The 11,284-nt window shown below is 60.4% G+C and carries 9 protein-coding genes; 3 read left to right on the top strand and 6 right to left on the bottom strand.

The features are described from left to right. Positions 1-18: 18 nt before the first annotated feature. Together L1P09_RS01335 and L1P09_RS01330 are read right to left on the bottom strand one after the other, a co-directional pair. Positions 19-2,811 carry a TonB-dependent receptor gene (locus L1P09_RS01335; protein WP_225624734.1) on the bottom strand — a complete coding sequence of 931 codons (2,793 nt, stop codon included), beginning with the start codon at positions 2,809-2,811 and terminating at the stop codon, positions 19-21. Between the two features lie 374 nt (positions 2,812-3,185). Further along, positions 3,186-3,338 carry a hypothetical protein gene (locus tag L1P09_RS01330; RefSeq protein ID WP_177331340.1) on the bottom strand — a complete coding sequence of 51 codons (153 nt, stop codon included), beginning with the start codon at positions 3,336-3,338 and terminating at the stop codon, positions 3,186-3,188. A 459-nt stretch (positions 3,339-3,797) separates the two neighbouring features. On the opposite strand from L1P09_RS01330, the gene L1P09_RS01325 reads away from it, so the two are divergent. Together L1P09_RS01325 and L1P09_RS01320 are read left to right on the top strand one after the other, a co-directional pair. Continuing rightward, positions 3,798-4,787, top strand: a complete 990-nt coding sequence (locus tag L1P09_RS01325; RefSeq protein ID WP_428842584.1) for a DUF6861 domain-containing protein — start codon at positions 3,798-3,800, stop codon at positions 4,785-4,787. Beyond that, a complete protein-coding gene (locus tag L1P09_RS01320; protein WP_054905529.1) occupies positions 4,787-5,092 on the top strand; it encodes a DUF3630 family protein in 306 nt (101 codons plus the stop codon). The genes L1P09_RS01325 and L1P09_RS01320 overlap by 1 nt, the downstream gene beginning before the upstream one ends. A gap of 96 nt (positions 5,093-5,188) precedes the next feature. On the opposite strand, the gene L1P09_RS01315 is transcribed toward L1P09_RS01320, so the two are convergent. The 4 genes from L1P09_RS01315 to L1P09_RS01300 all read right to left on the bottom strand — a co-directional run bounded on the left by L1P09_RS01315 (position 5,189) and on the right by L1P09_RS01300 (position 9,858). Continuing rightward, positions 5,189-6,142: a FecR family protein gene (locus L1P09_RS01315; RefSeq protein WP_235768338.1), complete on the bottom strand. Its 954-nt coding sequence runs from the start codon at positions 6,140-6,142 to the stop codon at positions 5,189-5,191. Positions 6,143-6,239: 97 nt separating this feature from the next. After that, the gene (locus L1P09_RS01310; protein ID WP_054905527.1) at positions 6,240-6,740 is read right to left on the bottom strand and encodes a sigma-70 family RNA polymerase sigma factor; all 501 of its coding nucleotides are present in this window, start codon (positions 6,738-6,740) and stop codon (positions 6,240-6,242) included. A 186-nt stretch (positions 6,741-6,926) separates the two neighbouring features. After that, positions 6,927-8,033 carry a choline metabolism transcriptional regulator GbdR gene (gbdR, locus tag L1P09_RS01305; RefSeq protein WP_009682890.1) on the bottom strand — a complete coding sequence of 369 codons (1,107 nt, stop codon included), beginning with the start codon at positions 8,031-8,033 and terminating at the stop codon, positions 6,927-6,929. A gap of 448 nt (positions 8,034-8,481) precedes the next feature. Then, complete coding sequence (locus L1P09_RS01300; protein ID WP_009682889.1) at positions 8,482-9,858, bottom strand: L-serine ammonia-lyase; 1,377 nt, start codon at positions 9,856-9,858, stop codon at positions 8,482-8,484. A 450-nt stretch (positions 9,859-10,308) separates the two neighbouring features. Between L1P09_RS01300 and L1P09_RS01295 the strand changes: the two genes are divergently transcribed. Further along, positions 10,309-11,256 (top strand): choline ABC transporter substrate-binding protein, encoded by a 948-nt coding sequence (locus L1P09_RS01295; protein WP_192441460.1) that lies wholly within the window; start codon positions 10,309-10,311, stop codon positions 11,254-11,256. Positions 11,257-11,284: the final 28 nt, after the last annotated feature.

Raw genomic sequence — 11,284 nt, 5'->3', positions numbered from 1 at the left:
CACGGTGTTGTTATGGGGTCAGAAGCGGTAGCCGACTTCCAGCCAGTACTGGCGGCCGACTTCGTAGCTCACCAGGCTCACCGACTCACGGCTGGTGATCTTGTTGACCTTGTCGGTGACGTTGGTGATATCGACGTTGACGAAGAACGCCTGGTCCTTGCCGGTGGGGATGTCCCAGGCCAGTTTCATGTCCCAGGTCGGGGCCGCCGGCGTGGCCACGGTCTCGTAGCGGCTGAGCACCTCGCCGTCGACCTCGATGTCCTCATCCAGGTTGACGACCTGGTCGTACGCACCGCGATAGCGCAGGAAGTTGCTGATCGACAGGTTCCACTGGGGGATGTCGGTGATGGTAGTCAGCCGCGCGGTCCAAGGCCGGTTGTAATCGCTGCCCGGCAGTTCGTTGTAGGGGATGCGCTTGCCGTCGAGCACCACATCGTTGCCGGCCAGCTCGTCACCGTCCAGGCCGGCCTCGTAGGTCGAGCCGTAGCCACTTTTCGTCCGCGACCAGTCCAGGGCCAGCTGCACACTGGTGCTGGTGCCCCTGAAACGCAGCGGCTGCATCGGCGTGACGGTCAGGCTGAGGTTCTCGGTTTCGCTGGTGCCGGCGTTGAGGTAGGCGTAGTAGTCCTTGCTGTAGCCCTCCGGAATATCCTTGGCATCCAGGTTGTAATAGGGCCGAGTGCGGTAGATCTGGCCCTTGCCCTTGCGGTTGACGTACTTGAGCTGAAACTCGGTGTCGAACCAGCGCTGGTTGAGCCCCAGCATCAATTCATCGTCATAGGGGATGTCCATGCTGGAGAACTTGCTCATGTTCTTGTTCTGGCTGGACAGGACCCAATCGCTGGTCTGCGTGGCGCGGGTATAGCGCGAGGTGAACTGCTGGCGGCCATCGGCCAGGCGATACTTGAACAGGTTGCGGCCGTAATAGCGGTTGGCACCGAACACCAGTACCGTGCTGCGGTCGCCGAAGAAGTCGTAGTCGCCGGCAAAGCGTGGCGCCAGGCTTTTCTTCTCCATGTAGTCGTCGCCCTCGAAGCGCAAACCGGGGCGCAGGGTGAGGTTGCCGTAGCCGATCTCGTCCTGCGCGAACAGCGCGTACTTCTTCTGCGTCATTTCGATCTCGCCGGCGCCGTAGACCATCATCGCCGAGCCCCACTGGCGGTTGTTGCCGTTGAGCAACTGGCCGTTCGAGCACCAGCGGTCGCCGCCGTTGCACACGCCGTTGTCGCGCTTCAAGGTGGTGATCGACAGGGCGTCGTCCTCACGTTCCCAGCTCGCCCGCTGATAACCCAGCTCCAGGCCAGTGGTCAGGCTGTGCGCGGCCGCGCCGAGGCTGAAGGTCTGCCAGTCGGCCTTGAGCTTGTAGTCGAGGCTGCGCTGGGTCTGGTACAGGCTGCCGAACCCACCCTCGGCGCTGCGCGCGTTGCTGTCGTCAGGGTTGCCCCAGTCCTTGGTGTCGGACCAGTACCACTTGATCTCTTCATTGCGATCGGAGTCGCGCGAGGCATACAGGTTGCTGACCGCCAGTTGCTGCGTCCAGCGCGCGTTGTCGCCCTCAAAGATGGCCTTGAACGAGCCCTGCCAGCCACCATTGATGTTGGTGTAGCCCGAGTCGCGGTAGTCCTCGCGGTAGTAGGTGTTCTCCTGCGGGGCGTAGACGATCGAGGTGTCCAGGGTCAGGCGGTCGCTGACGTTCCAGTACGTTTTGAGCAGGAAGTTGTCCAGCGCCCGGGTCTGCTCCTGTTCGTTGTCGTTGTCAGGGCTGTTGTAGCCGTTGGCATAGGTGCGCAGCGGCAGGTACGAGCGCTTCTGCGAGAAGTTGAACAAGGCGCCGAAATCGTCGGTGAAGTGCCCTTCGAGCGTGCCGCGCAGGGTGGTCTTGGTGAACTCGGGCTGGTTCTTCTCGTTCGACGAGGTGTCGAAGGTTTCCTTGTTTTCCCGGGTGATGTGGTAGCTCGTCCACTCCGAGCGGGTCATGGCGTAGGACAACTTGCCATGCAGGTCGTGGCTGGGGCGACGGGTGATGGCATCGACCACGCCGCCATTGAAGCCACCGTACTCGACCGGCACGTTGCTGTCGTAGACCTTGATCTCCTCGAGCAGGTCGGCGTCCAGGGCGATGCCGTGCGAACGGCTGGGCGCCGAGTCGAACTGGCGGGTTTCGTTGTAGCCGTGGGCACCGGGGTCGAGGTCGTTGTTGATCGAGATGCCGTCGATCATGAAGTTGTTCTGGTAGAACTTGGCGCCGTTGATGCTGATGTCGGCAGGGTCGATTTCGCCTGGCGTGTTGGAGCTCTTCTGCGCAGTGCTGAACTGCACGTTGGGGTGCATCTGCAGCAGGGTGGTGATGTCGCCGTTGGCACCAGGGAAGGCCTGGATCGCCTTGCGGTCGATGACCTTGGCGCCCATGTAGCTGTTCTCTTCGGTGTCGCCGAGGATCACCGTGTTGTGCAGTTCGACGGCACCGTTGTCGGCCTGCAGCAGGCGAAACATCAGGGTGCCGTATTCGTAGTCCCAGGTGATGCCGGTGCCCAGCAACAGCTGCGCCAGCGCAGCCTCGCTGCTCAGATGGCCACTGACGGCGGTGGACTGCTGGCCTTCGAGCAGGTCCGGGTCGACCGACACCTGCAGGCCGCTTTGCTGGCCGAAGGTGATCAGGGCGATGGCCAGTTTCTGGGCCGGAATGTCGAACGCGTGGACCTGGGCCAGTTCCGAACCTGGCTGGGTCGCTTCTTCGGCAGACGCAGGCAGCATCGCCAGCACACTGCACATGCCGAGCACCCCGGCCCCCGCCACAGATTTCAGGCGCAACGACCAACCCCGCGCACCGCGCGGCTTCCGGCTTGTTGTTTGAGTCATCCCACATCCCCGCCCCGGACAGTCGCCGGGCAGCAAAATTGAATACGAATCGATATCAGTTGTTGCGCGCGAGGGAGAAGACGGGGCAGTGCGGGGAATTTTCAGGAAATTGTGAAATTATTTTTTTGGGGATCGTGGTGGGTTTTAGAAGGGCCCGTCTTGAGTGCTCTGGCGCCTGTGAGATCGAGCGCCGCCCGCGCGGCGCTCGATCTCACAGGCGCTGAAAATCTCACGGTGAACACACGGAGGCCCCCGCTGATCTCAAGGCTTACCGAGCACCAACAGCCAGGGCCCATAACTGCGCACTTCTCAACCATGCGGCCGGATCACCGCGCGCAAGGCCGTCTCAGGCTTGCGCAGGTCATAAACCCCAGTGACACGCTTGTTGCCAACGCTTCATCGCGCAGCACCACCTGTCCCGGCAGGTATTGCGCCAGCACCTGCACCACCTCAGCCACACGCTGGTCATCGGCGATCAACTGCGAAGCCTGTCAGCGAGATCGGCCATCGATAAACGTAACGTTTATAGCCGAGCCCTTCAAAAGCCGCCAAAATCCAGCTAGAAACTATAATCCCGTCAACTCATGCAGATGTAAAGCAAGGCAACAAAATGCCAGCCAACCCAAAACGTGTGGAAGGCCCCAACTAGCTGAACTGGATGTAACAAGGAAGATCGAGTAAATGGACTTTTTAAACAGGATCCCAACATGGGACGAAATAGAGCGAAATCTTGAAACCAAATTTGGCGAGTTAAACCAAGGCATTCAAACGTCTTGGCATGATACTACCCACAGCTGGGATGGATTTACACGACGTTTAAACCATCAATTTGATCGAGCTTATGGGAGCATAGGAGGAGATCGAATTGATGCCGTCCGCGAGGCACTTTACCGCGCAGAGCCTATTTTTTAGAGCGAGTCAGGCAACATTGGTCAGCGATTAACATAAACCAGATAATCGACATACTTCGCACGCTTGCAAAAGAAGTATCCATGATTCTTGGAGGCAGCATAGCCATTGGTTCCATTGTAGGCGGGGCTGCTGGCTCACTGGCGTTTGGTGCAGGAGCAGCTCCCGGTGCGATTGCCGGAGGCGCTATTGGACTGGAAGTTGGCAATCTCGTACTTGTCGGCTTAGGCTTATCAGCAATCACTGAGTACTTCCTTCTTGGAGCACCTCAATGCCTAGCCACACTTCAAGATGGTATTATTACTGCCTGGCAGTCCGAGGATGGATTACCGAGTGGGCTTGATCCAACCGGAGGATCTGCAGCTCGACGAGAGGAGATGATAAGCCGAGCCGCCAACCAACTGGCCAGAGGACAGGAGCAACTGATCCAATTGCTACTCTCTGCAATAGTCGCTTACCTATTGCGCGGTCCGATCAACTCCGGCATTTCCAACAGCATGGAAAGCATTGCTTCCAGAAGTCTGAATTTCCAGGCTGAACTGACAAACAGCGCACTAGCCTCTTGGCTAGGCAAGAACCAGATCGCAATATTGTCGCACCCGGAACTGCAGCCACCATCAGGACAAGCCTTAACAAAAATCAGGACATCAACCGAATTTGAGGCCCCAAAATGGGAGAACGTTCGATTTAGAGCCGATGGTGATTTCGGGAACCTACCTGCACTGAGACAGCTGTATGTCCGAGAAGTTTTCGATCTGCAGCAACGTGTAGCCGCAATGAGAGGCTCGACAGAGAGCCTTGAGGCGATTGCAAAATTCGCCTATTCCTCCCGCACAAAAATCAAGTTAAAGTACAGAGAGTTTACACCTCCAGACCTTTTGAAAACAATTGACGAGCGCAACATAGGAAAATACGGCGACAAACTCGGACCAACATTTGAATGGCTTGTTGAAAAAGGCAAGTCTTTTGAGCAAATCATCGAGAGCGCAACTCGCTCCGGCGGTGGAGACTTATTTTAATGAATAGCCTAAGACTGGACGCTTTAAACATAGAAACCATGCACTCTGGGCGAGCCTGCCTCAATTTAACTTCACACATAAATTGGGATGACTTCCCGGAATATGCAAAAGCAGTACTTAATCTACTTGATGGCAACATCGATAAAAAAACTGACGCTATCGACATAAGAGTATGGGAGGTGACTATTGACAAAGAAAGATTTTATCTGACCTACGATGACTTCCCGGTGATGGTTTCCATTGAGTCCTTGAGCTCAAGAGGGGACGTATTACTATCCGACTTCAAGATCAAACTAGAAAGTTAGGCTACCTAGCAGTGCGATGTACTATGTAATTCTCTAGAGAGCCCTCTCTGCGCCGAGGCTCTCTCCCCCTCTCTTAGCTAGCGGCGCCCTATATCATCAAGGCTTCGCTGATACCAACAGCCAAGGCCCATAACTGCGCACTACACCCCCATGGGGCCGAATCACCGCTCGCAGGGCCGCCTCAGGTTTGCGCAGGTCATACACGCCAGTGACACGCTTGTTGCCCAACGCCTCATCGCGCAGCACCACCTGTCCCGGCATGTACCGCGCCAGCTCCTGCACCAGCTCTGCTACGCGCTGGTCATCGGCAATCAACTGCCCCTGACGCCAAGCCGCTGCCTGCGAAGGCACGAAGGTTTTTACCTGTACGATGCCCTCGACATAACGCAAGCGCTCTCCGGCCGTGAGGGCATCCGAGAGCACATGCCCATCAGCAGCATCTTCTACCCGCACCGAGCCATGCTGCACATCCACCCCCGCCCTGCCCGGCCGCAGCGCTACGTTGAAGGCGGTGCCGGTCACCGTCACCTTGATCGCATCGGCGCGCACATGGAACGGCTTGGCCTTGTCGGGCTTGACCTCGAAGAACGCTTGGCCCGTGAGCAGCTTCACGTCGCGATGACCGCCGGAATAGTCCACGGCAATGGCTGTGTCGCTGTCCATCTGCACCACGCTGCCGTCGGCCAGGGTGATATCGCGGGTTTCGCCCTGGGCGGTGCGGTAGTCGGCTTGCAGACGCAGGCTCAAGGAGGGCGCGACGGCGATCAGCAGGCAGGCCGCAACAGCAGCGCCCAGCCACCAGCGACGCCGCCGCGCAGGTAGTTGCACCACCGGCGCCTTGGGCCATTGCTCGGTGGTGGTCGGCGCCAGCTGCCCAGTGAGCTGCCAGACCCGCTCGGCCTTGCGATAGGCCTCGGCATTGGCCGCGTCGCTCGCGCACCACTGCTCGAACTCACCGCGCAGCAGCGGATCGTGCGGGGCCTGCTGCAAGCGCAGCAACCAGTCCAGGGCCTGCTCGCGGCGACGGGTGATGAGGTCTGCTGACGTCATGTCGGGCAAGGCTCCTGGGGGCTCGAAGGTGCGAAGGCCGCGAAGGGTCGCACAGAGTCGCCCCGTTCAGCAAAAGACGCGGCAGCCTGGTGTTTTTTCACAGGTCATCCTCCAGCCGCGCCATGCAGTGGCTGAGGGCGTCGCGCACCAGCTGGTGCACCAGGCTGACCGAGACGTTCAGGTGGCTGGCCACCTCTTGCAGGGTATGACCGCCCAGGCGGTGCATCTCGAAGGCCACGCGGGTGCGCAGGGGCAGTTCTTCAAGCGCGCGGCTGATGGCGCTGAGTTCGTTCTGCTGGGTGACCGCCTGTTCGGGCGATGCACTGCTGGACGGCAACTCGGCGAGGATCTCGTCGCCGCCAGGCTGGGCCTTTTCGGTGGCACTGCGGCGGGTCTGGTCGAGGGCCAGGTTGCGCACGATGCGGTACAGGTAGCTGGCCGGGTGGCGGATGTCGGCGTCGTCCTGCTGCCGGCTGAAGCGCAGCCAGGCTTCCTGCACCACATCCTCGGCACGCGCGCGGCAGCCGACGATCGGCGCGGCATAGTCGAGCAATGCCGCCCGATGGGCCAGGTAGAGCTGGAGTTTGTCGTCCGCCACGGGGTGGTATGCCAGAGTGTTTCGGGGGCGGCGATGTTACCCGTAGTCGAGAATCATTATCAACCAATGTATTTATATTGCCAGTGCGGGCCTCTTCGCGGGCGCGCCCGCTCCCACAGGGACCGCACAAGTCTCGAGGATTGCACCTTACCTGTGGGGCGTGCCCGCGAAGCAGGCGACTCGGTATCAGAGCCTTACGCTGGCAAAAGTCGACTCGTTGCGCGCCTGGCTCAGGGCAGCCATCGGCCCGCTGTGCGGCGACAAGGTCATGGCCTGCGGAATCGGCATCATTGCCACCTGCTGCGTGGTGTTGGAGCCCACGCGCTCATCACGCGGCGGAATGCCGAAGTACTCGCGGTAGCATTTGGAGAAGTGCGGCGTGGAGACGAAACCGCACACCGATGCCACTTCGATGATCGACATGGGTGTCTGTTTGAGCAGCTGCCGGGCGCGGATAAGGCGCAGCTTCAGGTAGTAGCGCGACGGCGAGCAGTGCAGGTACTTCTGGAACAACCGCTCGAGCTGGCGCCGCGACACCGACACATACACCGCCAACTCGTCCAGGTCGATCGGCTCTTCCAGGTTGGCTTCCATCAGCGCGACGATTTCCTGCAACTTCGGCTGGTTGGTGCCGAGCATGTGCTTGAGCGGCACGCGCTGGTGATCCTGCTCGTTGCGAATGCGCTCGTAGACGAACATTTCGGAAATGGCCGCCGACAGCTCGCGGCCGTGGTCGCGGCTGATCAGGTGCAGCATCATGTCCAGCGGCGCGGTGCCGCCAGAGCTGGTGAAGCGGTTGCGGTCGAGGGTGAACAGCCGGGTACTCATGTTGACCCGTGGGTAGGCCTCCTGCATGGCGGCCAGGCATTCCCAGTGCACGCTGCAATCAAAGCCGTCGAGCAGGCCGGCACAGGCCAAGGCCCAGCTGCCCGTGCACACGGCACCCAGGCGCCGCGACTGACGCGCCTGGGCTTGCAGCCAGGTTACGTGCTCGCGGGTCACGGTGCGCTGAATGCCTACACCGCCGCAGACGATCACGGTGTCGATCGCAGGGGCGCTGTGCATGGCCGCGTCCGGGGTGATCTGCAAACCATCGCTGGCCCACACTTGGCCGCCATCGACCGTCAGCGTGTGCCAGCGGTACAGTTCGCGGCCGGACAGCTGGTTGGCCATGCGCAGGGGCTCCACAGCCGAAGCCAGGGAAATCAGGGTGAAATTGTCCAATAGAAGAAACCCGATGGACTGGGGTGCTGTGCGGTTCTGGGACGGGGTCCCGGAGGTGTAGGACGTCATCGCGGTTTCTCCTCACACAAATGCTGGATGTGCCTCAGGCGGGCACTCATTTTCTTGTTATTGCCCCCGCCACATGCCGGGGGGTGGGTGACCATTACCTACGCAAACGCCGTGCCTGAAATTGAATGGCCATCCAAAAAAACCTGAAAACGACCCCTTTGTCAGGCAAATCATAGGCTTTGGAGGTGCTGGCCAAGTTGTCTCAAACAGCCGTGCTAGGCGCCGTGCGGGTAACGGCTGAGCAGTTTGGTGACACGCCATGGGGCAGTTGCCCAGAACCGACACTGTTTAGTGTCACCGACAAGCCCCACACTGATTACGACATCCGGCAATTGGCAGATTCGAGCGCACCATAAAGGAGCATTGGCAGGCATTTTGCGCTGCCTTGAAACGCGAGGGCCTCTTGCCGGGTTCAACCGCCAAGAGGCCCTGGGTGCCTACTGGAACATCAGCATTCGATGGCACTGACCGCCAGGCCACCGCGGGAGGTTTCCTTGTACTTGTCGTGCATGTCGGCACCGGTGTCGCGCATGGTACGGATCACCTGGTCGAGGGAAATGAAGTGCTCGCCATCGCCACGCAGGGCCATTTGCACCGCGTTGATGGCTTTTACCGCAGCAATCGCGTTGCGCTCGATGCACGGCACCTGCACCAACCCGCCCACCGGGTCGCAGGTGAGCCCCAGGTTGTGCTCCAGGGCAATTTCCGCGGCGTTTTCCAGCTGCGCCGGGGTCGCGCCCAACACTTGCGCAAGGCCGGCAGCGGCCATGGCGCAGGCAGAGCCGACCTCACCCTGGCAGCCTACTTCGGCGCCGGAGATGGAGGCGTTCTTCTTGCACAGGATGCCGACCGCCGCAGCGCCCAGGAAGAAATCGGTAACACTGGACTCATCCACCTCATCGCTGAAGCGCATGTAGTAGTGCAATACCGCCGGGATGATACCCGCCGCGCCGTTGGTCGGCGCCGTCACCATGCGCCCGCCTGCGGCGTTCTCTTCGTTGACAGCCAGCGCGAACAGGTTGACCCACTCCATGGCACTCATGGTCGAGCCGATCACGTTGGGCTTGCCGATCTCCTGCAGGCTGCGGTGCAGTTTGGCGGCGCGGCGGCGCACATTGAGCCCACCGGGCAACGTGCCCTCGTATTTCAGGCCGTTGTTGACGCATTCCTGCATGGCTTGCCAGAGCTTGCGCAAGCCGGCGTGAATCTCTTCTTCACTGCGCCAGACCTTTTCGTTGGCCATCATCAATTGCGACACGCTGAGGTCGTTTTGTTTGCACAGCTGCAGCAGCTCGGCGGCGCTGTTGAAATCGTACGGCAGCACCGTCTGGTCGGCATCCAGCACACCACTGGCGGCCTGCGCGGCATCCACCACAAAGCCGCCACCCACCGAGTAATAGGTGTCACGGTGCAACTCGCCCTGCTCGCCTTCGGCAATCAAGGTCATGGCGTTGGGGTGGTAGGGCAGGTTCTCGTCCAGCAACAGCATGTCGCGCGCCCACACGAACTCGACAGGCAGGCGCCCGTCCAGCTTGAGGGTATTGGTTTCGCGCAGGTCGGCGATGCGCGGCACGATCTGGGTCGGGTCAATGGCGTCTGGCCACTCGCCCATCAGCCCCATGATGGTGGCGTTGTCGGTGCCGTGGCCGACGCCGGTGGCCGACAGCGAGCCATACAGGCGCACCTCGACCCGCCGTACCCGTTCCAACTCGCCGCGCTCGCGCAGCCCTTGGACAAACAGGGCGCCAGCACGCATGGGGCCGACGGTGTGGGAGCTGGAAGGCCCGACACCGATCTTGAACAGGTCGAACACGCTGATGGCCATTACCGAATCACCTCTTGCTGGGCTTGTCTGTGCGCGCCATGCGCACGGCGGGGTAGCTGCTAGGCTCAAGCAGGGCCGCCTTGAATTGCCAGCATCATCGGGCTTTTACCGGCCTTCTCGCCGTCTGCAACCGACGCCATTTTGTCCAGCAGCGCCGCACGGTTTTACTTGGGGAATGGCCCCGATACGCCGTTTTCCAGCGGCCTGGTGACGCAAAAATGCGGGCGAGGGGCTGGAAAAATCCATAAGCGACATCGCCCATACTGGATACGACCCGTTCCGTACTGGATACGACCCTACCAGTAGGCGATTGCCCGGCGGTGGAGGATTATCGAAAGCGACTCGTAAAGCACGGCCACGCATCCTGCCCTCTGCAGGCCTGGTCGACCGGACCGTCAGAACGTCCGGCGACCCACGCGAACCCGAAGACAAAATCTCAGGAGTCCACCCATGAAAGGTTCACCCTCGCTGTTGCTGGTTGCATTGCTGTCCGCACCGTTGCTGGCTCAAGCCGCCGAGCCCGAGCAGTGCCAGACGGTCCGTTTCTCCGACGTCGGCTGGACCGACATCACGGTCACCACTGCGACCACCAGCGTTGTGCTCGAAGCACTGGGTTACAAAACCCACACCACCATGATCTCGGTACCTGTGACCTACAAGTCGCTGGCTACCGGCAAGGACCTGGATGTGTTTCTCGGCAACTGGATGCCGACCATGGAAAACGATATCAAGCAGTACCGCGACGCCGGCACTGTGGACACCGTGCGCGCCAACCTTGAAAACGCCAAGTACACCCTGGCCGTGCCCCAGGCGCTGTATGACAAGGGCCTGAAGGATTTCAGCGACATTGCCAAGTTCAAGCAGGAGCTGGGCGGCAAGATCTACGGCATCGAACCCGGCAACGATGGCAACCGCACCATCCAGAGCATGATCGACAAGAACGCCTTCGGCCTGAAGGACGCCGGCTTCAAGCTGGTGCAGTCCAGCGAGGCCGGCATGCTGTCGCAGGTCGACCGGGCGCAGAAGCGTGGCGAAGCCATGGTGTTCCTGGGCTGGGAACCGCACCCGATGAACACCCGCTTCAAGATGCAGTACCTGACCGGCGGGGACGATTACTTCGGCCCCGACTTCGGCAAGGCGACCGTATACACCAACACCCGCAAAGGCTACGTGCAGGAGTGCAGCAACGTTGGCCAACTGCTGAAGAACCTGTCGTTCGAGCTCAAGGATGAAAGCACCATGATGGGCTACGTCCTGGACGACAAGATGAAGCCCGAGGCCGCTGCCAAGAAATGGCTCAAGGACAACCCAGGCAAGCTGGACACCTGGCTGGGCGGCGTGACCACCGTGGATGGCAAACCCGGCCTGGAGGCGGCCAAGGCCAAGCTGACGCAATAACGCAATTCGCCATAGCGCTACCTCGGGG

Source organism: Pseudomonas juntendi, assembly GCF_021560075.1.
Lineage (GTDB): Bacteria > Pseudomonadota > Gammaproteobacteria > Pseudomonadales > Pseudomonadaceae > Aquipseudomonas > Aquipseudomonas juntendi.
Note: the sequence above shows the minus strand (reverse complement) of the source record. Positions and strands in the feature narration are given on the sequence as shown.